The sequence below is a fragment of the Streptomyces sp. NBC_01341 genome (assembly GCF_035946055.1).
GTDB lineage: Bacteria > Actinomycetota > Actinomycetes > Streptomycetales > Streptomycetaceae > Streptomyces.
Genome location: NZ_CP108364.1, coordinates 4,276,636 through 4,298,882 on the forward strand (window position 1 = coordinate 4,276,636; position 22,247 = coordinate 4,298,882).

Here is a 22,247-nt window from a genome sequence, read left to right on the forward strand (position 1 = left end):
CGTGGGGTACCGCTCGCTGAGTGCGCCGATGGAGGGGTTTTCGTCGCAGACTCAACTTCCTGAGGGGTGTGGCGCGGGTCACGAAAGAGCGGGAAATAACCGGGGACCCATTCCCCGTTTGAACCTGTGTCCCCGCAAAGCGGGGGATCGTTCCCCGGTTGCGTTCCGGGGATCGCCACATACCGGAAGAAGGGCCGCCGTCGTGAAGACCGCTGTCGAACCCGCTGCCTTCGCCGTAGGCCGCCGTACGTCCCGCCCGCGGGCCGACGCACTGCGCAACAGGGAGCGGATCGTCGCGGCTGCCCGTGAGATGTTCGTCGAGTTCGGGCCGCACGTGCCGCTCGACGATGTCGCACGGCGTGCGGGTGTCGGAAACGCCACGCTCTACCGCAACTTCCCCGACCGCGTCGCCCTGATCCACGAGGTCGTACTCGCCGTCACCTCCCGCACGACCGATCGTGCGGAGGAGGCCGCCGCGGCCGAGCCCGACTCGTTCGCAGCGCTCAGCCGTTTCGTGCACGACGCGGCGGAGGAGCGGATCGGCGCCCTGTGCCCGATGCTGACGGGTGCCTTCGACCACGAACACCCGGACCTGCTCGCCGAGCGTCGCCGCCTCGAGAAGGCCGTCGAAGGGCTCGTGGAGCGCGCCATGACCGCAGGGAGGCTGCGCACCGACATCGCCGTCGGTGACGTACTCGTCGCCCTCTCCCAGCTCACCCGGCCACTGCCCGGCATCGCCTGCCCGGGTATCGACCGGTTCGCCCATCGCCATCTGCAGATCTTCCTGGACGGGCTGGAGCTCCCGGCCCGGTCCGAGCTGCCCGGAACGGCGGCCACCTTGGAGGACCTGCGCAGCGGGCGCTGACGCCCGCGCACCGGACAACGCACAGACGAAGCGCCCACAGAGGCCGACACCACTCCGCGCGCCCGCAGAGGGCGACACCACCCCTATGAAGAGGGCCGTGCCCCGACCGCCAGGTCGGGCCGTCGGCGCCCCTCGCCTTTTTCCGGCTACGCAAGCGACCCGTGAGCGGTCCCGTCGCCGGCATCACACTTCACGACTTCACGACCCTTCGCGTCCTTAGGCGGCCACATCCATGTCGAAAACACTCGACACCCTGCCCGATCCCAATCGCTGGAAAGCGCTGGCCTTCATCGCCCTCGCCCAGCTGATGGTCGTGCTCGACTCGACCATCGTGAACATCGCGCTGCCCTCCGCCCAGGTGGACCTGGGCATTTCCGACGGCAACAAGCAGTGGGTCATCACCGCGTACGCGCTCGCGTTCGGCGGGCTCCTGCTCTTCGGCGGACGCATAGCCGACCTCTGGGGCCGTAAGCGCACGTTCGTGGTGGGCCTGGTCGGCTTCGCCGCGGCTTCCGCGCTGGGCGGTGTGGCCCAGGGTGAGGGCATGCTGTTCGGTTCGCGTGCCCTTCAGGGTCTGTTCGGCGCGCTGCTCGCGCCGTCCGCCCTCTCCCTGCTCGCGGTGATGTTCACCGACGCCAAGGAGCGGGCCAAGGCCTTCGGTATCTACGGAGCCATCGCCGGTGGCGGTGGCGCGGTCGGCCTGATCCTCGGCGGCTTCCTGACCGAGTACCTCAACTGGCGCTGGACCTTCTTCGTCAACATCCCGTTCGCGATCGCCGCTGCCGCGGGTGCCTACCTGGTCATCCGTGAGCCCTCGGGCAGCCGTAACCGTTCGGCGCTCGACATCCCCGGTGTGGTCCTCTCCACGCTGGGCCTCGTCTCGCTGGTGTACGGCTTCACCCGCGCCGAGTCGGCCGGCTGGTCGGACTCGCTGACCATCGGCATGTTCGTCGCGGCCGGTGTGCTGCTGTCCGCCTTCGTGTTCACCGAGGCACGCGTGAAGTCGCCGCTGCTGCCGCTGCGCGTCGTGACGGACCGTAACCGCGGAGGCGTCTACCTCTCGCTGGGGCTCGCCATCATCGCGATGTTCGGGCTGTTCCTCTTCCTCACCTACTACCTGCAGCTGGTCAAGGGCTACAGCCCGGTCAAGACCGGCTTCGCCTTCCTGCCGATGATCGCGGGCATGATCACCGGGTCCACGCAGATCGGCGCGCGTCTGATGACGAGGGTCCCGCCGAGGCTGCTGATGGCCCCCGGATTCCTGGTTGCCGCCATCGGCATGCTGCTGCTGACCCAGCTGGACATCGGCACCTCGTACGCGGGCGTCATCCTGCCGGCGGAGCTGCTGCTCGGCCTGGGCATGGGTTCGGCCTTCATGCCGGCCATGTCGCTCGCCACGCACGGCATCGAGCCGCGCGACGCCGGTGTGGCCTCCGCGATGGTGAACACCTCGCAGCAGGTCGGCGGTGCCATCGGCACCGCGCTGCTCAACACGATCGCGGCCGGTGCCACCAGCGCGTACGTCGCCGATCACGTCGCGGGTGCCACGAACCCGAAGCTGCTGCAGCTCCAGGCGACGGTCGCCGGTTTCGCGAGCGCGATCTGGTGGGCGGTGGGCATCCTCGTCGTCGCCTCGGTGATCGCGGCGGTGCTGATCAACACGGGGCGCCCGGGTACCGGGAAGGCCGGCTCCGGCGAGAACGCGGACGGCGTCGACGACGAGTTCATGATCCCGGTCGTCGCACACTGACCCCGGTTCAGGGCCGCGGGGTCTGATGCCCCGCGGCTGTCACGGCCCCGGATCTGCCCTGGTTCCGCTCAGCGGAGCCAGGGCAGATCCGCGTTCGTGCCCTCGGGCTGCAGACCGGTGGCGACGACCTGCATGATCTCGCCGAGGCTCTTCACCTGCTCCGGGGTGAGGCGGGCGAACATCGCCTGGCGTACGGCGTCGACGTGCCCCGGCGCCGAACGCGCGAGCATCGCGTGGCCCTCGTCGGTGAGGACGGCGTTCTGGCCGCGCTTGTCCGAGGGGCAGTCCTCGCGGCGGACCCAGCCGTTCTTCTCCAGCCGCGCTACCGCGTGCGACAGCCGGGAGCGGGTGATCTTGGCGTCCTTCGCCAGCTCGGTCATGCGCATGCGCCGCCGGGGCGCCTGGGAGAGCTGGACGAGCAGCCCGTAGTAGATGTGTGGCATCCCGGCGTCCCGCTGCAACTGGCGGTCGAGGTGGTCCTCCATGAGCGTGGTGGCATGGAGGAAGGCGCGCCACACGCCCTGTTCTTCGTCGGTGAGCCAGTGGGGCTCGCCGCTGGGTGCCGTGGTCATGGACTCCACTGTACGACCTTTTCTTGAAAGTTTAACTAAATGGGACTAAGGTCTGGGGGCGCAGGAATTTGAAGATTCAAGATACTGATCCGATGAGTCGATCCGCCGAACCCCCGGCGCCGGTCGCGGGTACCTGTCCCCGGTGGCTGTAGAGAACACACATACCCCGGCCGGCAGAGGAATGGGAGCGCCATGACAGTCGCCGCGGACCGGATGCCCGCCCTCTACCTCTCGCACGGGGCCCCGCCGCTCGCCGACGACCCCGTGTGGCCCGGTGAGCTCGCGGCCTGGTCGGCCGGGCTGCCCCGCCTCATGGCCGTCCTGATGGTCTCCGCGCACTGGGAGGAGGCCCCGCTCGCCATCGGCGCAACCGAGACCGTGCCGCTGGTCCACGACTTCTGGGGATTCCCCGAGCACTACTACCGGGTCCGGTACGCCGCGCCGGGCGCCCCGAAGCTCGCGGAGGACGTCCGCAAACTGCTGCGCGCCGCGGGGACGACCGTCCAGGACATCCCCGACCGCGGCCTCGACCACGGGGCGTACGTCCCCCTGGTCGAGATGTTCCCGGACGCCGGTGTCCCCGTGCTCCAGATCTCCATGCCGACGCTCGACCCGCGGAAGCTGATGGACATCGGCAGGAAGCTCGCCCCCCTGCGCGACGAAGGCGTGCTCATCGTCGGGAGCGGCTTCTTCACGCACAACCTGGCCGCCCTGCGGCACCAGGGTGGCGGCACTCCCGGCTGGTCCGCGGAGTTCGACGACTGGGGCGACCGGGCGCTCCGGGCACGGGACGTGGACGCCCTGCTCGACTTCGAGCACAAGTCGCCGGCCGGAAAGCTGGCCCACCCGCGCACCGAGCACTTCGCTCCGCTGTTCGTCACGCTCGGGGCCGCCGAGGACGAGCTCGATCAGGGGCGCAGTGTCATCGACGGCTTCTGGATGGGACTGGCGAAGCGCTCGGTGCAGTTCGGCTGAGCAGCGGCTTCTCGTACCAGGAGACGTCCCAGTAGCGCCCGAACTTCCGGCCCACTTCGGTGTACGTGCCGACATGGCGGAAGCCGAAGGCGTCGTGCAGCCTGACCGACGCCTCGTTGGGCTGCGCGATCGCGGCATAGGCGCGATTCAGGTCCTCGTGCGCCAAGGCCTCGAACAGGGCCGTGTAGAGAAGGGTGCCGATGCCGCGGCCGGTCGTGCCGGGCGCGCAGTAGACGCTCACCTCGACGGAGGTGCCGTAGGCGGCCTTCGGCCGGTACGGGCTGCTGGTGGCATAACCGAGGATCCGGCGGGCGTTGTCACCGGTACGGGGGTCCTGGGCAACCAGGAGCCGGTGGGGGCCGTCTTCCGGGTGGGAACGCATCCAGGGCAGTCGCTCCTCGGGGGTGAAGGGCGCCGTGTCGAATGTGAGCGCCGTCTCGCGGACGTAATGGTTGTAGATGTCCGTAAGGGGCGCCAGGTCGGCCTCGACGCCAGGTCTGACCAGCACTTCTGCGGGTATCCGCACCATGTGTCCTCCCGTGGGGGCGGACAGGGTACTGCATGATCTCAAAAATGAATGGTCCCGGTGGGAATTCTGTCCGGATTCCAGTCGTTGTTTCCATCGGATGCAGGGCACCCGAAAGGGTGTCGCGACCTACTCAGTAAGGGAGCTCGCATGGCAACCCGTGCCGTCGCTCGTCGTTCGTCCGCCAGCACCGGCGGGACCGACCGGGCAAGCAGTGTTCGCGCCGTGGGCGGGGAGATCGCCGATCGCGACCTGGTCGGCATGTACCTGGACGAGATCGCACGCACACCTCTGCTCGACGCCGCCAAGGAGGTCGAGCTCTCCCAGACGATCGAGGCGGGCGTCTTCGCCCAGCAGATCCTCGACGGCGAGGTGGAGAGCGAAGCCGGCGGAGCGACGCGTGAGGAGCTGGCGGCGCTGGTCGCCGAGAGCGAGCGCGCCAAGGACATATTCATCCGGTCCAACCTCCGGCTCGTCGTTGCCGTGGCCCGGCGCTACCCGAGGGCGGGTCTGCCCCTCCTCGACCTCATCCAGGAAGGGAACGCCGGCCTGGTGCGCGCGGTCGAGAAGTTCGACTACGCCAAGGGCTTCAAGTTCTCCACGTACGCCACCTGGTGGATCCGGCAGGCCATCACCCGGTCCATCGCCGATCAGTCCCGCACCATCCGCCTCCCCGTGCACCTCGTGGAGGAGCTCGGCCGGATCCGGCGCGTGCAGCGCGAGTTCAACCGTGAGCACGGGCGCGACCCGGACCACACGGAGATCGCGGCCGAGCTGGACACCAAGGCCGAGCGGGTCAGCAACGTCCTGGACTGGGCGCGCGACCCGGTCAGCCTGAACATGTCCGTGGACGACGACGGGGACACGCAGTTCGGTGACCTGCTGGAGGACACCTCCGCCGTCTCGCCCGAGCAGTCCGTGATGACGCTGCTGCGCAGCGAGGAGCTCGAGGAACTGATCGGCAAGCTCGACAACCGCACCGCTTCGATCATCCGGATGCGTTACGGAATCGAGGACGGCCGGGAGCGGACCCTCACCGAGGTGGGCAAGCAGCACGGCCTGACACGAGAGCGGATCCGCCAGATCGAGAAGCACGCACTACTCGAATTGAAGCGAATGGCTCACGACACGGGCTTTGACGCTGCGGCGTGAGCCGATAACCCGTAATCTCCCCATCAAGCCGGTTCGCACCGGCCCGACGACCGGTCTCCCTTCCGGTCCCATGAGCTGAGTCCCGGCGCCCACCCCCCCCGGCGCCGGGGCTCATCCATGTCCACTCCACGACCTCATGTCGGCCGTGCGACCGCGCCGCAGGATGCCGCCGGACCAGGCGGGCCCCCAGGGCGCCGAGGTGCTCCACCAGTTCAGGCGGCCCGTGCGCCTCGAACTCGCACTCCAGCAGGGCGAGCCGCAGCGCCACCCACTCCAGGGAGTCCGAGCAGACCACGCGCAGGCGGCAGCGGTGCTCGCCCGAGGGCTCCGGCTCGTCGAGCCCCGCGGGCAGCCGCGCCCGCACGACCTCCGCGGAAGCCCGGAACGTCACGTCGATGTGCTGCTCCGGCCGGGTCCGGGACATCGAGCGGGTGAGGAACTCCGCGGCGTCCCCGCTCCCGCTGGGCAGTTCCCGGGCGGGGAAGCGGGCTCCGGTGGCGAACGGCTCGCTCACCCGGTCCACCCGGAACGCACGCCAGTCCTCACGGTCGATGTCGTACGCGATGAGATACCAGCGCCGGTCCGTGCTCACCAGCCTGTACGGCTCGACCTGCCGCCTGGACTCGGTGGAGTCCCCCGCCCGATAGGCGAAGCGCAGCTTCTCCCGCCCGGTGACCGCCGACGCGATCGTGGTGAGCATCCGCGGATCGATGGTCGCGCCGTCGCCCAGGGTGAGCGGCATCGTGGCGTTCTGCAGGGAGGAGACCCGGTGGCGCAGCCGTGACGGCAGGACCTGTTCCAGCTTGGCCAGTGCCCGTACGGAAGCCTCCTCGATGCCCTCGATCGCATGCCCGGTCCCGGCTCGCAGGCCCACCGCGATGGCGACCGCCTCCTCGTCGTCCAGCAGGAGCGGAGGCATGGCGGCACCGGCCACCAGGCGGTAGCCGCCGACCGATCCGCGCGACGCCTCGACGGGATAGCCCAGGCCGCGTAGCCGTTCGATGTCGCGGCGGATGGTGCGCGGGCTGACCTGCAGCCGCTCGGCCAGCTCCCTGCCCGGCCACTCCCTCGGCGTCTGAAGGAGGGACAGCAAGGTCAGCAGGCGTGCTGGGGTGTCCGTCATGCGCCCAGGATGCCGCGCCCCCAGGCCCGCCTTCCGGACTGTCGGACAACCTGCGGGACGCCGTGCGGACTGTCGGGCAGTGTGCGGGTGCAGGGCGGCGGGACAACCCGTCCGCGCTGCACGCCGGCTCAGCAGATCCGGGTGCGGTTCTCCATGGCCCGGCGCGCGGACTGTTCGTCGTCGTACACCTCGCACATGTGGCGGCCGTCGGGTGTGGCCGTGTGCTCGACCTCCCACAGGCTCGTCTCGGTGCCGTCCAGGAGCAGGAAGGCGTGCTCGTAGAGAGTGAAGCCCGCGTCCCGTCCGTCGACGTGGAACTGGCGGCCGAAGATCTGGGTGATGTGGTGGGCGAAGGCGGCCCGCAGCCGCCCGGCGGTCGCGGGGCCCGGCCGGTCGCCGTTCTCCGCGCGGCGAAGGACGCGACGGGCGTGGTCCGCCGAGTCGTCCTGGGCGTACATCCGGGGCACGGGGGCCGGGGGGACGCTCATCAGCAGGGTGAGAACCTCGAGATCCTCCCGCAGGCTGTCGTCGCCCGGCGCCGAGGCGGAATCCCAGAAGCTGCCCGCCAGCCGCGCGGCGGCGACGCGGGCGTCGCCCTCGTCGTCGTACAGCTCGTGCCGGACCGAGGTCTCTGGGGTGCCCCTGCCGCCGCCGTGCACCAGCTCCCACAGGGTGAGCGCGGTGCCGTCGGAGAGGAGGTAGGTGTGCCGGTAGGTCTCGTGGTGCAGAGCGGCACTGTGATGGGAGGAGTAGAGGGAACTGCTGTGCGCCAGGGCCGTGCCGAGCCGGTCGACCGTGGTGTCGGACAGATCGAAGGAGTTGAGGGCGCATCGCAGGAGTCGCTCGAGGTGCTGCTCGGTTGTCTCGTACGGATCGCTCAAGGTGCTCTCTCCAGGCCGTCGCCGCGTGTTACCCGATGCGTGCATAACGTAGTCCCTGGGTCTGACATCGTGACCGGGGTTCGCAAAAAACGTACCGTGCACGCAGAAAGTTCCCACACCCCTCACGACGGTCCGTAGAGCTCGCGGTGGGAGGGGAAGGTGCCCCCGGGGCCGTCGGCACCCCGGGCCGCCCGGACGGCCTTGACGATGGCGCGGGCCAAGACGTCGGCGGCCGCCGCCAGCATCTCGTTGAGGGCCGCCACGGGCTCCGGCGGCAGCGGTACCCGACCGGTGGCCAGGGCGAAGACCGTGTCCCCGTCGGTGAGCAGATGGACGGGCCGGACGGCGCGCGCGAGGCCGTCGTGCGCCACGCCCGCGAGCTTCTGCGCCTGTGCCCGGGTGAGGGCGGCGTCGGTGGCGACCACGGCGATCGTGGTGTTGAACGGAAGGTCCCCCTGCGCGCTGTCGCGCCGCGCCTCCTGGACCTCCGCCAGCCGGCGTTCCGCTGCCGCGTGTACCGCCGGGTCCGGGTACGCGGGCGGCTCTCCGGTGCCGTACTCGCCGTAGAGCACACCGGTCCGCGGATCGAGCACGGAGCCCGCCGCGTTGACCACGGCCAGCGCGGCGACCGTGGCGCCGCAGGCGAGGCGCAGGCTCGCCGTGCCCACGCCGCCCTTCAGCCGTCCGGCGACGGCGCCCGTCCCCGCACCCACCGAGCCCTCTGGCACGGGTGCGCCCGGCTCGGACGATGCCGCCGCCTCCACTGCGGCCCGTCCGGTCGAGGCGTCGGGGCGGGCCCGCCAGTCACCGCCCCGGCCGAGATCGAAGAGGCAGGCGGCGGGTACCACCGGCACCACCTGCGCGGGGTCGGCTCCGACGCGGACGCCGCGCCCCTGCTCCTCCAGCCAGGCCATCACGCCGGACGCCGCGTCGAGTCCGTAGGCGCTGCCTCCCGTGAGGACGATCGCGTCGACCCGCTGGACGAGGTTGCGGGGATCGAGGGCGTCCGTCTCCCGGGTGCCGGGTCCGCCGCCGCGCACGTCCACCGCTGCCACGGCCCCGCCCTGCGGGGCCAGGACGACGGTGGTTCCGCTCAGCGCACGCCCGCCCGGCACCCGGGCGTGACCGACACGGATGCCGGCCACGTCCGTCAGGGCGTCCAGCGGGCCGGGAGCGGGCAGTTCGTCGGTCATCGGAACTCCTCGTGGGGTGCGGCGGTGCTTGCCGGTCCGTCCATCGGCGAACGTACAGGCGGCGGCCTGTGGGGCGGAGGGGCGTGTCAGGGGAGGGGGCGTGTCAGGGGAGGGGCGCGTGGCATCGGAGCAGGAACCCGAGCGCTCGGCGAAGCTGACGGCCCGGCTGGTCCCGGCCCTGGGTGTCGTCGTGGGCCGGCTGTCGGCGGTCGTGAGCGTATGGATGGGTTCGGGCGGATATGGACGGAGGGCGGCATCGGCACGACCTGGTGGGGCGCGGGATTCCTGTGCGTGTCGTTCCTCGTCGTCCTGAGGCTGTGGCTGCTCGACCCGAAGGACCGCCGGGCGTCCGCCGTACCCTGGACCTATGAGTACCGCCCCCACCTCCGGATCGCGAGAAGCGAAGCCGCAGCAGTCGCAGGAACAGCCGCCGCGGGAGCCCCGGCCCAAGCCGCCGGCTCTGAACTTCGACGATCCGCTGGACCGGCAGTCCTCGGACGACACGGACCGGGGGTGGGGCGAGCGGGCTCCGGCCGGTGACAGCGCCGCCGATCTCGCGCGTTTCCTCGACGAGAAGCCGCCTCACCACATCTGAGTACGGCCTGCCACGCCGTCGGGACGGCTTCCTCTCGCTCACAGGTGGGCCTTCCTCCACGCATGGACCGTCCTGTCGGGCACGTCCGACTTGAACCGGCGTGCTGCCGCCGCTATCCGGCATGGGTCACCGCCACCGCGAGCCGGCCCACGGCCCCCGCGCCGGCCAAGGTCCTCGCGGTGTCCCTTCCCACGGACAGGACCACCAAGGCGCCGCCGTCCCCACCCGGCACGTTCTCCGCTTCCTGGGGCGACGGCCACCCGGCGGCTGCTTTGTGCGGCACCTGTGCCACGCGCACATCGCGGGCCACCACCTTCGCCTCCGCGTCGCCGCCGACCGCCGCGATGACGTCGACGCGGTCCCCCGGCCGCAGCAGTCCGACGGTCGCCGCGTCGGCGATCCGCACCGGAGCGGACACGAGCCGAACGGCCTGTCGTCGCTCCGGTTCTCGCTGAGGGGCCCCGGCGGTCGCCGCAGCTCCCTTGTCCCCGCTCACTTCCGACGCGGCGAGGACGGCCGAAGCCAGTGCGAAACCCACCGCGAGCGCCCTGCGCCTGGCACGCAACGCCCGCCGGACACGTCTCCTGCCGCCGCCGCGCACGCGCAGCGGCGCGAAGGGCGGGATCCCGCAGGGGGCGGGAAGTGGGGGACGTGTATCGGGGACGGACGGGAACATGGCCAACACCACCTGACGTGAGGGAAGTCCGCGCGACCTCCGTGACGGGGCCCACGCGGACAACCGTGAGGGGAGCCCGGCGGTGTTCCCGCCCGACTCCCCTCACGATCCACCGCCGGTGGATTTCCCGCTCGGCCCTGTGGACATCCCGCGCCATGTGGAAAACGTGGCCACCCGCACGAGTTGGCGTGAGGCGTCAGGCTGCCGCGTGGCCGCTCGGCGTCATACGGCCTGCGGTTGAGCGAGCCTGCGGAAGTGCCGGGCCCGTACGGTGCCAAGCCACGCAGTGCCGGGCCCGTACCGTGCCCCCGCCGCGCCCGCACCGGCCCCTCGCTAAGGCAGCGGGATGCCCGTGTCGAGCCCGTCCAGTGCGTGCACGCAGACGCAGTCGCGGTCCTCGGTCGCCGGGAGTGCCGCCACCGCGTCGTAGAGCACCGTGCGCAGCCGGTCCACGTTGGCCGCGAACACCTTCAGCACCTCCGCGTGGCTGACGCCCTCACCGGCCTCGGCGCCCGCGTCGAGGTCCGTGACCAGCGTCGTCGTCGTGTAGCAGAGGCCCAGTTCGCGGGCGAGCACGGCTTCCGGGTGCCCCGTCATGCCGACGACGGACCAGCCCATCGCCGCATGCCAGCGCGACTCGGCCCGGGTCGAGAAGCGGGGCCCCTCGACCACGACGAGCGTGCCGCCGTCCACCGGTTCCCAGTCGCGCCCGCGTGCCGCGGCAAGGGCGGCCTTGCGTCCCGCCGGGCAGTACGGGTCGGCGAAACCGAGGTGCACGACGTTCGGCTGGACCCCGTCGGCCCGGGTCTCGCCGTCGTAGAAGGTCTGTGTGCGGGTCTTGGTGCGGTCGACCAGCTGGTCCGGTACGAGCAGGGTGCCCGGTCCGTACTCCGGGGCCAGACCGCCGACGGCGCAGGGGCCGAGCACCTGGCGCACCCCTACGGAGCGCAGGGCCCAGAGGTTGGCCCGGTAGTTGATGCGGTGCGGCGGCATGTGGTGGCCGCGGCCGTGGCGCGGGAGGAACGCCACCCGGCGGCCCGCGATCTCGCCCAGGAAGAGGGAGTCGCTCGGCTTTCCGTACGGGGTGTCGACCTGGACCTCGGTCACGTTCTCGAGGAAGGAGTAGAGCCCCGAGCCGCCGATGACGCCGATGTCCGCTGTAGCCGTGTCTGCGTTGACCATGCGGTCACACTAACGGGGCACGCACGACAGGGACCCCGCCGAGTCGATCGGAGGGGTCCCTGTGAAACGTGTGGTGTACGCGCGTGGCCTCAGGCCGCCGACGTACCGCTCGACGACGAGGACGACGAAGCCGAGGAGGATGCCGAGGACGACGCCGAAGCGGCCGGCTTCGATTCCGAGCCGGACGTCGCCGTCGAGGACGATCCACTCGTCGACCCGGTCGACCCGGTCGCCTTGGCCGTCGACGTGGACGGCGTGCTGCTCGACGAGGAGCCGCGGCTGTCGTTCCGGTAGAAACCGGAACCCTTGAAGACGATGCCGACCGCCGAGAACACCTTCTTCAGGCGTCCTTCGCAGTTCGGGCACACGGTCAGGGCATCATCGGTGAACTTCTGCACCGCCTCGAGGCCTTCGCCGCATTCGGTGCACTGGTACTGATAGGTCGGCACTTGCTCCTCCTGGCACTCTCACTCAGTGAGTGCTAACGACGTTCCATACTGACGTATTCCGAGCGATCAGTCCACCGTGACCGGCTCGCGGTGACCGATCCCACGCGCCACCGTGCGTCCCGGGGACCGCGGTGTCAGCCGCGTCCGCAGGGCCAGCAGGGTCGCCAGGGCCAGCGCGGTGCCGGCCAGCGGGACCAGGAAACCCGTGCTCGCGCCGTGGGCGTCGGCGAGCCGCCCGGCCACGGTGACGGCGGCCGCCTGGCCGAGCGCCACGGCACCGGTGAGCCAGGTGAAGGCCTCGGTCCTGGCCGATGCCGGGACCAGCGCCTCGACGAGCGTGTACCCGCTGATCAGGGCCGGGGCTATGCACAGTCCGACGATCAGTCCGAGGCCCGCCAGCAGGGGAGCCGAGTGCACGGCCCAGAGGCCGGACGCGGTCAGTGTCAGAGCCACGTAACCGACGATCAGCCGGCGGCGGGGGCTGCTTTTCCAGGCGATCGCCCCGCAGGCGATGCCGGCCAGCATGTTGCCGGCCGCGAAGACTCCGTACAGCAGCCCGTTCACGCCCGGGCGGCCGATCTCCTCGGAGAACGCCGTCAGGGAGACCTGCATGCCGCCGAACACGGCTCCGATGCCGAGGAAGCTGATCGCGAGGACGCGCACGCCGGGCACGGAGAGTGCCGAGCGGTGCGGTTCCGCCGCCGACGCGGTGTCCCTGGGTTCGGGCTGGGTGGATCGCTGCGCGGCGAACAGGATGCCGCCGAACAGCGTCAGCGCCGCCTCCGCGATCAGTCCGGCCGACGGGTGCACGCCCGTGCACAGCGCCGTCGCGAGGACGGGGCCGATGACGAAGGTGAACTCGTCCGTCACCGACTCGAAGGCGGCGGCCGTCGCCATCAGGGGCGAGGCGGGACGCCCCGGGGCGGCGCCCAGCAGTGCGGCCCAGCGGGCCCGCACCATGGGCCCGACCTGCGGGATGGACGCCCCGGTGGGTACGGCGGCCAGGAACAGCGCCCACAGTGGTGCGTCCGCCAGGGCGAGTGCGGTGAGTACGCCGACGGAGGCGGCGTGCACCACGACGCCGGGCAGGAGCACGATGCGCTGGCCGAAGCGGTCGGCCAGCCGGCCGCTCTGCGGAGCGAACAGGGCCATCGCGACGCCGGACACGGCGGCCACCGCGCCCGCACTGCCGTACGAGCCGGTGGTGTGCTGAACCAGGAGGACGATGCCGATGGTCAGCATCGCGAAGGGCTGCCGGGCGGCGAAGCCCGGGAGGAGGAAGGTCCACGCACGCGGGGTGCGCAGCAACTGCCCGTATCCGGGGCGGTCGGAGACCGTGGACGCCACGGTCCATGCCTTTCTGCCGCCTGGTGGCCGTGCTCCCGGGGAAGGCCCCCGCACCTGGGTGCGAGGGCTCACGGGGGCTGCCGAGAGCTGTCCTCTTCGCGCGGGCTGCGGTAGATGCCGGGCGCTCGCTCCAGAGGCGAAGGCGCCACGACCGCCATACGGTCGCGCCAGCTCTGCATCAGGCAGAGTTGGTCGATCAAGTTCGAATCGTGTGGATCATAAGATCCGGTCCTTCATCTTACAGGTTTCCGTGCCGGTGGACCTGCGATTGCGTACGGATGTGAGGAGCCGGCCTCCGATCAGCGGTGGGACCGTCGGTCGCCCGCCCGCTCACCCCGCCGGTCGTCACCGCTCCTGCCGAGCCTCTTGGCCAGTTTCGCGATGTGCGGCACGTCCCCCGAGCCGCTGGTGCGGCGGACGACGCCGTCCGTCCCCAGCCAGCCGGCCAGCTTGCCGCCCTCGCCCACCGCGCGCAGCCGTGCCTCCGTGGCGTCGCGTACCGGGTCGGTGGCGACCACGAGGAGTTCGTCGCCCCGGCGCAGTACGGTCGAAGGCGCGGGCACGAAGCTTTTCTCGTCCCGTACGACGAGGGTGACCGCCGACCCGGCGGGCAGCCGGAGCTCCGCCACCTCCACGCCGTGCATCTTGGACCTGCCGGGCACCGCGACCGACAGCAGATGGCCGCGCAGCCGCTCCAGCGGGGCGGACTCGATGCCCAGGTCCGCAGTCTCGGAGGGGTCCTCGGAGATCTTCAGGGCCTTCGCCAGCCACGGCAGGGTCGGACCCTGGATGAGCGTGTAGACGATGACGAGCACGAAGACGATGTTGAAGACCCGGGTGCTGCCCTCGATCCCGGACACCATGGGAATGGTCGCCAGGATGATGGGAACGGCTCCGCGCAGCCCGGCCCAGGACATCAGCGCCTTCTCGCGGCGTGGCAGCCGGAAGGGCGCCAGGCTGATGAAGACGGACAGCGGTCTGGCCACCGCCGTCAGGACCAGTCCGACGACCACCGCGGGCCAGAAGTCGTCGAGGAGGTCGTGCGGGGTGACCAGCAGACCGAGCAGGACGAACATGCCGATCTGGGCGATCCAGCCGAGCCCGTCCGCGAACCCGCGGGTGGCCGGCCAGTGCGGGAGCTTGGAGTTGCCGAGGACCATCGCGGCCAGGTAGACGGCCAGGAACCCACTGCCGTGGGCCATGGCCCCGGCCGCGTACGCGGACACCGCGATGGCCATCACGGCGATCGGGTAGAGGCCGGAGGCGGGGAGCGCCACATGGCGCAGCCCGAGGGAGCCGAGCCAGCCGACCCCGAGGCCGATGGCCGCGCCGATCGCCAGCTCCAGGGCTATCTCGCCGACCAGCACGTACCAGTGATCCACCGGGCCGGCGGTCGAGAACGCCACCACCAGGATGACCACGGGGGCGTCGTTGAAGCCGGATTCGGCCTCCAGGACGCCGGTGATCCGTGAGGGGAGCGGGACCCTGCGCAGCACGGAGAAGACGGCCGCCGCGTCGGTGGAGGAGACGACGGCGCCGATGATCAGCGCCTGCCGCCAGTCGAGGCCGACGAGGTAGTGCGCCGCGCTCGCGGTGACGCCCACGCTGATGCCCACGCCGACCGTCGACAGCACGGCCGCGGCCGGCAGTGCGGGTTTCACTTCTTTCCACTTCGTGCCAAGACCGCCCTCGGCCAGGATGACGACCAGGGCGGCGTAGCCGATCACCTGGGTCAGCTCGGCGTTGTCGAACTTGACGTCGAAGAAGCCGTCCTGACCCATGGCGATACCGATGCCGAGGTACAGGAGCAGGCTCGGGAGCCCGCTGCGGGACGAGATGCGTACGGCCGCGACGGCGACCAGCAGGACGACCGAGCAGACGAGCAGAAGTTCATTGAGCGCGTGGACAGTCAGGGTCCGTTCCTTCCCTGCGTGCGCCTTCCGGATCGGCCTCCGGCGGCCACTACTTCGTTACCTTACCTAATCTTTAACGCTTTCTTGACGCCTTCGAGTGTCCGTGCGAAGCGGTGCGCAAATGGATGCATCCCCATACCGCGTCCGAGTGGCTTCTGCGGGGCGCCTATGGTTGCTCCAGCACGCCCAGGACCACCCTGCCCCTCGAAGGACAGCGATGCCCGCCAACACCACCGCGCCTCCCCAGCCTGTCGATGTGAAGTCGGCGGGCGGGAAGAAGAAGGGGCGACGCGCCCGCCTGCTCGTGATCGTCCTGGTGCTGGCGCTCGTCGCGGGTGTCGGTTACGGCGCGTTCTGGTCCGTCTCCACGGTCCGGGCCTCCTACCCGCAGACCACCGGATCGATCGAGCTCAAGGGTCTTTCCGGTGACGTCGACGTCAAGCGCGACGACTACGGGATCCCGCAGATCTACGCGGACACCGACAGCGACCTCTTCCGCGCCCAGGGCTTCGTCCAGGCCCAGGACCGCTTCTGGGAGATGGACGTACGCCGCCACATGACCTCGGGGCGGCTCTCCGAGATGTTCGGCGCCGGGCAGGTCGAGACCGACTCCTTCCTGCGCACGCTGGGCTGGCGCAAGGTCGCGCAGGAGGAGTACGACACGGTCCTGGACGAGGACACGAAGAAGAACCTCCAGGCCTACGCGGACGGGGTGAACGCGTACCTGGCGGGCAAGGACGGCAAGGACCTCTCCGTCGAGTACGCCGCGCTCGGGCTGACCAACGACTACAAGCCCACCGAGTGGACCCCGGTCGACTCGGTCGCCTGGCTGAAGGCGATGGCCTGGGACCTGCGCGGCAACATGCAGGACGAGATCGACCGTTCGCTGATGACCAGCAGGCTCAGCGACAAGGAGATCAAGGACCTCTACCCGGACTACCCGTACAAGAAGAACAAGCCGATCGTCGACCAGGGTGCGATCGACCCGGTCACGGGCAAGTTCGATCCGCAGGCCGAGCCGTCGGACAGCATCGGGTCCCAGACCGTGCAGGGCGCGACCGCGGGTGTGAACACACAGCTCTCCGCGCTCTCCGACACCCTGGACGAGATCCCGGCGCTGCTCGGTCCGAACGGCAACGGCATCGGGTCGAACTCCTGGGTCGTCTCGGGCGCACACACGACGACCGGGAAGCCCCTGCTGGCCAACGACCCGCACCTGGCGCCGCAGCTGCCCTCGCTCTGGTACCAGATGGGGCTGCACTGCCGGCAGGTCTCGGAGACCTGCAAGTACGACACGGCCGGCTACACGTTCTCCGGGATGCCCGGTGTGATCATCGGCCACAACCAGGACATCGCCTGGGGCTTCACGAACCTCGGTGCCGACGTCACCGACCTCTTCCTGGAGAAGGTCTCCGCCGAGGGCTACCAGTACGACGGCAAGACCAAGCCCTTCGACACCCGCGAGGAGACCATCAAGGTCGCCGGCGGCAAGAGCCGGAAGATCACCGTCCGCGAGACCAACAACGGCCCCCTCCTCTCCGACCGCAGCAACGAGCTGAAGAAGGTCGGCAAGAAGGCCCCCGTCGGCAACTCCGCACCCGACCGCGGTGACGGGTACGCGGTCGCGCTGAAGTGGACGGCACTGGAACCCGGCCACTCCATGGACGCGGTCTTCGAGATCAACCGCGCCAAGGACTTCTCGAGCTTCCGCAAGGCGGCCGCCCACTTCGAGGTGCCGTCGCAGAACCTCATCTACGCGGACACCAAGGGCAACATCGGCTACCAGTCGCCCGGCAAGATCCCGGTCCGTCTCAAAGGCGACGACGGCACGCACCCCAGCCCCGGCTGGAAGTCGGACTACGGCTGGGAGAAGGAGCCGATCCCCTTCGACGAGCTGCCGTACGAGTACAACCCGAAGCGCGGCTACATCGTCACCGCCAACCAGGCCGTCATCGACGAGGACACGTACCCCCACCTGCTCACCAAGGACTGGGGCTACGGCGTACGCAGCCAGCGGATCAACGACCTCATCGGGTCGAAGATCAAGGGCGGCGAGAAGATCTCGACCGACGACATGCAGCAGCTGCAGATGGACAACCACAGCGCCATCGCCGCGGAGCTCGTGCCCGAGCTGCTGAAGATCCAGATCTCCGACGAGAGCGTCCGTGAGACGCAGAAGCTGCTGGAGGGCTGGGACTACACCCAGGAGTCCGACTCCGCGCCGGCCGCGTACTTCAACGGCGTCTGGCGCAACATCCTCAAGCTGGCCTTCGGCAACAAGCTGCCCAAGGAGATGCGGGCCAAGGGCGACTGCATCTACGTCGAGCCGGTCGCGGGCTCCGGACCGGTCGACGACGAGGGCAAGCTCGTACGGGAATGCGGGCAGCGCGCCCCGGACGCGGCGCAGCCCGACGGTGGCGACCGCTGGTACGAGGTCGTCGAGAGCATCATGGACGACCAGGACAACGACTGGTGGAAGGTCCCGGCCAAGGGGCGCGAGCAGGCGATCGACAACCGTGACGAGCTCTTCGCCCGCGCCATGAAGGACGCCCGCTGGGAGCTGACCGCCGAACTCGGCAAGGACGTCGGCACCTGGAGCTGGGGCCGGCTGCACCAGCTCACGCTGCGCAACCAGACGCTCGGCAAGGAGGGCCCCGGCCTTCTGCAGCGGGCCCTCAACCGCGGCCCCTGGGACCTCGGCGGCGGCGAGGCGGCGGTCAACGCCTCCGGCTGGAACGCGGCGGGCGGCTACGGCGTCATCTGGGTGCCGTCGATGCGGATGGTCGTCAACGTGGGGGACTGGGACAAGTCCCGCTGGATCAACCTGACCGGCGCCTCCGGTCACGCCTTCAGCTCCCACTACACCGACCAGACCGACAAGTGGGCCGACGGGGAACTGCTCGACTGGTCCTACACGAAGGGCGGCGTTGACGGCTCGACCGTCGACACCCTGACGCTCAAGAAACCCTAGGGTCTGCCCTCGGGTGGGAACCGCCGCGCTCCGGCCGGCGTGACCACGGCGTCCACGGGGTGGTCGTGCGGTTCCTCGGGAACCCGCGCGACCACCTCGTCGTCGTAGAGAAGGACCACCAGGGCGGGATGCGCCCCGGCGGCCGACAGCCTGGCCAGCACCCGGTCGTAGCTGCCTCCGCCGCGCCCCAGCCGCATCCCGCGCCCGTCGACCGCGAGGCCGGGCAGCAGGACCGCGTCCGCTTCGAGGACCGCCCCGGGCCCGAGCCGCGGGCCGTCCGGTTCCAGCAGCCCCCGGCCGGCGGGGACGAGGCGGTCCGCACCCTCGAAGACGCCCCAGTCCAGGTCGTTGTCCGCCATGAGGACCGGCAGCAGGACGCGTACGCCGCGGGCGCGCAACAGGTCCAGGAGTACGTGGGTCCCCGGCTCCCGCCCGACGGACACGTAGGCCGCCACCGTCCGGGCTCCGGCGAGTTCGGGAAGAACCGCAGCCGTCGAGGCGAGAACCGAAGCGGTGTTCTTCACGTCTTCGGGGGTGAGCAGCCTGCGCGCGGCGAGCAGTTCACGCCGCAGCAGCGCCTTTCGGGACATGTCATGGTTCAACAGATGCTCACATAGCTCGTTAATGTGTATGTATGAGGGCGAAGTTAACCGGATGCTCATCTTCCGCCCATACACACCGGTTAAAGTGCTTCGCATGACTCAGTCGCACCCCAGGATCAGCAAAGCTGTCATTCCAGCTGCAGGTCTCGGCACCCGGTTCCTGCCGGCCACCAAGGCCACTCCCAAGGAGATGCTGCCTGTCGTCGACAAGCCCGCCATCCAGTATGTCGTCGAGGAGGCCGTCGCAGCGGGCCTCTCCGACGTGCTGATGATCACCGGTCGCAACAAGCGTCCCCTCGAGGACCACTTCGACCGGAACTACGAGCTCGAGTCCGCACTGACCCGCAAGGGCGACGCCGAACGCCTCTCCCGGGTTCAGGAGTCCAGCGACCTGGCGACCATGCACTACGTCCGCCAGGGCGACCCCCGCGGCCTCGGCCACGCCGTGCTCTGTGCCGCACCGCACGTCGGCGACCAGCCCTTCGCCGTCCTCCTCGGTGACGACCTCATCGACCCGCGCGACCCGCTGCTCGCCCGGATGGTCGAGGTCCAGGAGCGTGAGGGGGGCAGCGTCGTGGCGCTGATGGAGGTCGAGCCGTCACAGATCCACATGTACGGCTGCGCGGCCACCGAGGGCACCACCGACGGCGACGTCGTGCGCGTCACGGGACTGGTCGAGAAGCCCGACCCCGCCGAGGCGCCCAGCAACCTCGCCGTCATCGGCCGCTATGTCCTGGATCCCGCGATCTTCGGCATACTGCGCCACACCGAGCCGGGCCGCGGCGGCGAGATCCAGCTCACCGACGCGCTCCAGCTGCTGGCCGAGGACGAGAAGGTCGGCGGCCCCGTGCACGGCGTCGTCTTCAAGGGCCGTCGCTATGACACCGGCGACCGCGGCGACTATCTGCGTGCCATTGTCAGACTCGCGTGCGAACGTGAGGACCTGGGCCCGGACTTCCGGTCCTGGCTGCGCAGTTACGTCACCGAGGAGTTGTAACAGCTTGAGCAGCACGATCTGGTCGGTGGACGATCACCTGGACGACATCCTCGCCGCCGTGAGGCCGCTCGAACCCATCGAGCTGCAACTGCCCGAGGCCCAGGGCTGTGTCCTGGTCGAGGACGTCGTGGTGGAGGTGTCCCTGCCGCCCTTCGACAACAGCTCGATGGACGGGTACGCCGTCCGGATCTCCGACGTGGAGGGTGCCAGCCAGGAGTTCCCGGCCGTCCTCACGGTCATCGGTGACGTCGCCGCCGGCGACGGGGGACTGGCCGACGGCCGGTCCGTCGGTCCCGGTGAGGCCGCGCGCATCATGACCGGCGCCCCGCTGCCGGCCGGTGCCGAGGCGGTCGTCCCGGTGGAGTGGACCGACGGCGGCACCGGGGGCGGCCCGGCCGAAACCATGCGCGCCCACAGCGACGCACCCGAGGGTGCGAGCGGCGAGGTCCGGATCCACCGGCCCGTCAAGCCGCGGGCCCACGTGCGCGCCAAGGGCAGCGACGTGCGCCCGGGTGACCTGGCGCTGCGCGCGGGTTCGGTCGTCGGGCCGCCGCAGATCGGGCTGCTCGCCGCGATCGGCCGCTCGACGGTGCGCGTGCGGCCGCGCCCGCGGGTCGTCGTGCTCTCCACCGGCAGTGAGCTGGCACAGCCGGGCGAGGAGTTGACCGGCGGTCGCATCTACGACTCCAACAGCTTCGCGCTGACGGCGGCGGCCCGGGAAGCGGGCGCCATCGCCTATCGCGTCCCCGCGGTCGCCGATGACGCGGAGACGCTGCGGGCCACGATCGAGGACCAGCTGATCCGCGCCGACATCGTCGTCACCACGGGGGGCGTGAGCGTCGGAGCGTACGACGTCGTCAAGGAGGCCCTGGCCTCGGTGGGCGACGAGGACGAGGCCGGCGGTGGCATCGACTTCCGCAAGCTCGCCATGCAGCCGGGCAAGCCCCAGGGGTTCGGATCGATCGGCCCCGACCACACGCCGCTGCTGGCGCTGCCCGGGAACCCGGTCTCCTCGTACGTCTCCTTCGAGCTCTTCGTCCGCCCGGCGATCCTGACGCTGATGGGTCTCGAGGACGTACACCGGCCGAAGGTCCGGGCCGTGCTCAGCGTCGACGGGCCGCTCTCCTCACCGGCCGGCAAGCGGCAGTTCCTGCGCGGGACCTACGACGCGCAGGCGGGCACCGTCACTCCGGTCGGAGGGGCCGGATCGCATCTGATCGCTGCCCTGGCGCAGGCGGACGCGCTGATCGTGCTGCCCGAGGACGTCACCTCCGCCGAGCCCGGCACGGAGACCGAGGTGATCCTCCTCCGCTGACATCGTCGCGGTGGCGGTACGGTATCTGGCGCTGTGCCTTACCGGGGAAAGCCCCCCGGACGCCCGCCCCGCGGCATCGCGCGGGACGGGCGGGCAACCGGCGCCCTACCGCTAGGCGGAGTGAGTTGAGTACGCAGAACAGCCTGACGCACATCGACGAGGCGGGCGCGGCCCGCATGGTCGACGTGTCGGAGAAGGACGTGACCGCACGCGTCGCCCGCGCGAGCGGCCGGGTCCTCGTGTCCCCCCGTGTCGTCGAGCTCCTCAGGGGCGAGGGCGTCCCCAAGGGCGACGCGCTCGCCACCGCACGGATCGCCGGGATCATGGGTGCGAAGCGCACCCCCGACCTGATCCCGCTGTGCCACCCGCTCGCGGTCTCCGGCGTCAAGGTCGACCTCACCGTCGCCGACGACGCGGTGGAGATCCTCGCGACCGTGAAGACGACGGACCGTACGGGCGTCGAGATGGAGGCCCTGACCGCCGTGTCGGTCGCCGCGCTCACCGTGATCGACATGATCAAGGCGGTCGACAAGAGCGCGGTGATCACGGACGTCCGGGTCGAGGCGAAGTCGGGCGGCAAGTCCGGGGACTACCGGCGCCCCGTACCGGAGGGGACGGACGCATGACCGCGCCCGGCAGCGGCGCGGACACCCGCACCTACCGCGCGCTCGTCGTGACCGCCTCCAACCGCGCGTCCGCCGGTGTCTACGCGGACAAGGGCGGCCCTCTCGTCGCCGACGGGCTGACCGGTCTGGGATTCGCCGTCGACGGTCCGCAGGTCGTTCCCGACGGGGACCCCGTCGAGGCAGCACTGCGCGCCGGCGTGGCCGCGGGCTACGACGTGATCGTGACCACCGGCGGGACCGGTATCTCGCCCACGGACCGCACTCCCGAGGCCACCCGCGCCGTCGTCGGCCGGGAGGTCCCCGGCATCGCCGAGGCCATCCGCGCGGAGGGCCGGGAGAAGGTGCCGACCGCCGCGCTGTCCCGGGGTCTCGCGGGCATCGTGGACGGCACCCTGATCGTGAACCTGCCGGGCTCGACCGGAGGTGTACGCGACGGGATCGCCGTGCTGGGGAGGCTTCTGGTGCACGCCGTCGACCAACTGCGCGGCGGCGATCACCCCCGACCCGGGAGCACGAGCTGAACGTCCGGACCTGGCC

General features: G+C 70.6%; 22 protein-coding genes. 10 read left to right on the forward strand and 12 right to left on the reverse strand.

What is annotated here, in order from left to right; translation table 11 throughout:
- The first annotated feature begins 202 nt into the window (after positions 1-202).
- A complete protein-coding gene (locus OG206_RS18950) occupies positions 203-865 on the forward strand; it encodes a TetR/AcrR family transcriptional regulator (protein ID WP_327117596.1) in 663 nt (220 codons plus the stop codon).
- A gap of 232 nt (positions 866-1,097) precedes the next feature.
- Positions 1,098-2,615, forward strand: a complete 1,518-nt coding sequence (locus tag OG206_RS18955; RefSeq protein ID WP_327117598.1) for an MFS transporter — start codon at positions 1,098-1,100, stop codon at positions 2,613-2,615.
- Positions 2,616-2,683: 68 nt separating this feature from the next.
- On the opposite strand, the gene OG206_RS18960 is transcribed toward OG206_RS18955, so the two are convergent.
- Complete coding sequence (locus tag OG206_RS18960) at positions 2,684-3,196, reverse strand: MarR family winged helix-turn-helix transcriptional regulator (RefSeq protein ID WP_327117600.1); 513 nt, start codon at positions 3,194-3,196, stop codon at positions 2,684-2,686.
- 183 nt (positions 3,197-3,379) lie between these two features.
- Between OG206_RS18960 and OG206_RS18965 the strand changes: the two genes are divergently transcribed.
- Entirely contained in the window at positions 3,380-4,162 is a 783-nt protein-coding gene (locus tag OG206_RS18965; RefSeq protein ID WP_327117602.1) for a dioxygenase family protein, read from the forward strand.
- Here the strand turns inward: OG206_RS18965 and OG206_RS18970 are convergent.
- A complete protein-coding gene (locus OG206_RS18970) occupies positions 4,110-4,691 on the reverse strand; it encodes a GNAT family N-acetyltransferase (RefSeq protein WP_442805866.1) in 582 nt (193 codons plus the stop codon). The two genes, OG206_RS18965 and OG206_RS18970, sit on opposite strands and share 53 nt — an antisense overlap.
- A 147-nt stretch (positions 4,692-4,838) precedes the next feature.
- Between OG206_RS18970 and OG206_RS18975 the strand changes: the two genes are divergently transcribed.
- On the forward strand, positions 4,839-5,840 hold the full coding sequence (locus tag OG206_RS18975) for a sigma-70 family RNA polymerase sigma factor (RefSeq protein ID WP_327117604.1): 1,002 nt from the start codon (positions 4,839-4,841) through the stop codon (positions 5,838-5,840).
- Here the strand turns inward: OG206_RS18975 and OG206_RS18980 are convergent.
- The 3 genes from OG206_RS18980 to OG206_RS18990 all read right to left on the reverse strand — a co-directional run bounded on the left by OG206_RS18980 (position 5,722) and on the right by OG206_RS18990 (position 9,037).
- On the reverse strand, positions 5,722-6,963 hold the full coding sequence (locus OG206_RS18980) for a helix-turn-helix transcriptional regulator (RefSeq protein ID WP_327117606.1): 1,242 nt from the start codon (positions 6,961-6,963) through the stop codon (positions 5,722-5,724). The genes OG206_RS18975 and OG206_RS18980 overlap by 119 nt on opposite strands.
- Positions 6,964-7,091: 128 nt before the next feature.
- Positions 7,092-7,844 (reverse strand): DUF6227 family protein, encoded by a 753-nt coding sequence (locus tag OG206_RS18985; protein ID WP_327117609.1) that lies wholly within the window; start codon positions 7,842-7,844, stop codon positions 7,092-7,094.
- A gap of 122 nt (positions 7,845-7,966) precedes the next feature.
- Positions 7,967-9,037: a P1 family peptidase gene (locus OG206_RS18990; protein ID WP_327117611.1), complete on the reverse strand. Its 1,071-nt coding sequence runs from the start codon at positions 9,035-9,037 to the stop codon at positions 7,967-7,969.
- A 367-nt stretch (positions 9,038-9,404) separates the two neighbouring features.
- On the opposite strand from OG206_RS18990, the gene OG206_RS19000 reads away from it, so the two are divergent.
- A complete protein-coding gene (locus OG206_RS19000; RefSeq protein ID WP_327117613.1) occupies positions 9,405-9,632 on the forward strand; it encodes a hypothetical protein in 228 nt (75 codons plus the stop codon).
- Between the two features lie 112 nt (positions 9,633-9,744).
- Here the strand turns inward: OG206_RS19000 and OG206_RS19005 are convergent, their stop codons facing one another.
- The 6 genes from OG206_RS19005 to OG206_RS19030 all read right to left on the reverse strand — a co-directional run bounded on the left by OG206_RS19005 (position 9,745) and on the right by OG206_RS19030 (position 15,172).
- The gene (locus OG206_RS19005; RefSeq protein WP_442805867.1) at positions 9,745-10,308 is read right to left on the reverse strand and encodes an RcpC/CpaB family pilus assembly protein; all 564 of its coding nucleotides are present in this window, start codon (positions 10,306-10,308) and stop codon (positions 9,745-9,747) included.
- 333 nt (positions 10,309-10,641) lie between these two features.
- Positions 10,642-11,490: an S-methyl-5'-thioadenosine phosphorylase gene (locus tag OG206_RS19010; protein WP_327117617.1), complete on the reverse strand. Its 849-nt coding sequence runs from the start codon at positions 11,488-11,490 to the stop codon at positions 10,642-10,644.
- Positions 11,491-11,579: 89 nt separating this feature from the next.
- The gene (locus OG206_RS19015) at positions 11,580-11,939 is read right to left on the reverse strand and encodes an FmdB family zinc ribbon protein (protein WP_327117619.1); all 360 of its coding nucleotides are present in this window, start codon (positions 11,937-11,939) and stop codon (positions 11,580-11,582) included.
- 66 nt (positions 11,940-12,005) lie between these two features.
- Complete coding sequence (locus OG206_RS19020; protein WP_327117621.1) at positions 12,006-13,286, reverse strand: MFS transporter; 1,281 nt, start codon at positions 13,284-13,286, stop codon at positions 12,006-12,008.
- Between the two features lie 68 nt (positions 13,287-13,354).
- Positions 13,355-13,486 (reverse strand): hypothetical protein, encoded by a 132-nt coding sequence (locus OG206_RS19025; RefSeq protein ID WP_327117623.1) that lies wholly within the window; start codon positions 13,484-13,486, stop codon positions 13,355-13,357.
- A 99-nt stretch (positions 13,487-13,585) separates the two neighbouring features.
- Positions 13,586-15,172, reverse strand: a complete 1,587-nt coding sequence (locus OG206_RS19030; RefSeq protein WP_327122327.1) for a potassium/proton antiporter — start codon at positions 15,170-15,172, stop codon at positions 13,586-13,588.
- A gap of 244 nt (positions 15,173-15,416) precedes the next feature.
- Here OG206_RS19030 and OG206_RS19035 point away from each other — a divergent pair, with 244 nt between their 5' ends.
- Complete coding sequence (locus tag OG206_RS19035; RefSeq protein ID WP_327117625.1) at positions 15,417-18,170, forward strand: penicillin acylase family protein; 2,754 nt, start codon at positions 15,417-15,419, stop codon at positions 18,168-18,170.
- Here OG206_RS19035 and OG206_RS19040 read toward each other — a convergent pair.
- Entirely contained in the window at positions 18,167-18,760 is a 594-nt protein-coding gene (locus tag OG206_RS19040) for a 5-formyltetrahydrofolate cyclo-ligase (protein ID WP_327117626.1), read from the reverse strand. The genes OG206_RS19035 and OG206_RS19040 overlap by 4 nt on opposite strands.
- Positions 18,761-18,866: 106 nt before the next feature.
- Between OG206_RS19040 and galU the strand changes: the two genes are divergently transcribed.
- The 4 genes from galU to OG206_RS19060 all read left to right on the forward strand — a co-directional run bounded on the left by galU (position 18,867) and on the right by OG206_RS19060 (position 22,231).
- Complete coding sequence (gene galU, locus OG206_RS19045; RefSeq protein ID WP_327117628.1) at positions 18,867-19,769, forward strand: UTP--glucose-1-phosphate uridylyltransferase GalU; 903 nt, start codon at positions 18,867-18,869, stop codon at positions 19,767-19,769.
- A gap of 4 nt (positions 19,770-19,773) precedes the next feature.
- Entirely contained in the window at positions 19,774-21,084 is a 1,311-nt protein-coding gene (glp, locus tag OG206_RS19050; protein WP_327117630.1) for a molybdotransferase-like divisome protein Glp, read from the forward strand.
- Positions 21,085-21,209: 125 nt separating this feature from the next.
- Positions 21,210-21,710: a cyclic pyranopterin monophosphate synthase MoaC gene (moaC, locus tag OG206_RS19055; RefSeq protein ID WP_327117632.1), complete on the forward strand. Its 501-nt coding sequence runs from the start codon at positions 21,210-21,212 to the stop codon at positions 21,708-21,710.
- On the forward strand, positions 21,707-22,231 hold the full coding sequence (locus OG206_RS19060; protein WP_327117634.1) for a MogA/MoaB family molybdenum cofactor biosynthesis protein: 525 nt from the start codon (positions 21,707-21,709) through the stop codon (positions 22,229-22,231). The genes moaC and OG206_RS19060 overlap by 4 nt, the downstream gene beginning before the upstream one ends.
- The last annotated feature ends 16 nt before the right edge of the window (positions 22,232-22,247 follow it).

Bases quoted from the DNA above. Each gene is read 5' to 3' on its own strand.
- OG206_RS18975 (WP_327117604.1), top strand. From the start codon at position 4,839: ATGGCAACCCGTGCCGTCGCTCGTCGTTCGTCCGCCAGCACCGGCGGG.
- OG206_RS18990 (WP_327117611.1), bottom strand. From the start codon at position 9,037: ATGACCGACGAACTGCCCGCTCCCGGCCCGCTGGACGCCCTGACGGAC.
- OG206_RS19000 (WP_327117613.1), top strand. From the start codon at position 9,405: ATGAGTACCGCCCCCACCTCCGGATCGCGAGAAGCGAAGCCGCAGCAG.
- OG206_RS19040 (WP_327117626.1), bottom strand. From the start codon at position 18,760: ATGTCCCGAAAGGCGCTGCTGCGGCGTGAACTGCTCGCCGCGCGCAGG.
- galU (WP_327117628.1), top strand. From the start codon at position 18,867: ATGACTCAGTCGCACCCCAGGATCAGCAAAGCTGTCATTCCAGCTGCA.
- OG206_RS18970 (WP_442805866.1), bottom strand. From the start codon at position 4,691: ATGGTGCGGATACCCGCAGAAGTGCTGGTCAGACCTGGCGTCGAGGCC.
- OG206_RS19035 (WP_327117625.1), top strand. From the start codon at position 15,417: ATGCCCGCCAACACCACCGCGCCTCCCCAGCCTGTCGATGTGAAGTCG.
- OG206_RS18980 (WP_327117606.1), bottom strand. From the start codon at position 6,963: ATGACGGACACCCCAGCACGCCTGCTGACCTTGCTGTCCCTCCTTCAG.
- OG206_RS18965 (WP_327117602.1), top strand. From the start codon at position 3,380: ATGACAGTCGCCGCGGACCGGATGCCCGCCCTCTACCTCTCGCACGGG.
- OG206_RS18955 (WP_327117598.1), top strand. From the start codon at position 1,098: ATGTCGAAAACACTCGACACCCTGCCCGATCCCAATCGCTGGAAAGCG.
- OG206_RS19005 (WP_442805867.1), bottom strand. From the start codon at position 10,308: ATGTTCCCGTCCGTCCCCGATACACGTCCCCCACTTCCCGCCCCCTGC.
- OG206_RS19010 (WP_327117617.1), bottom strand. From the start codon at position 11,490: ATGGTCAACGCAGACACGGCTACAGCGGACATCGGCGTCATCGGCGGC.
- OG206_RS19060 (WP_327117634.1), top strand. From the start codon at position 21,707: ATGACCGCGCCCGGCAGCGGCGCGGACACCCGCACCTACCGCGCGCTC.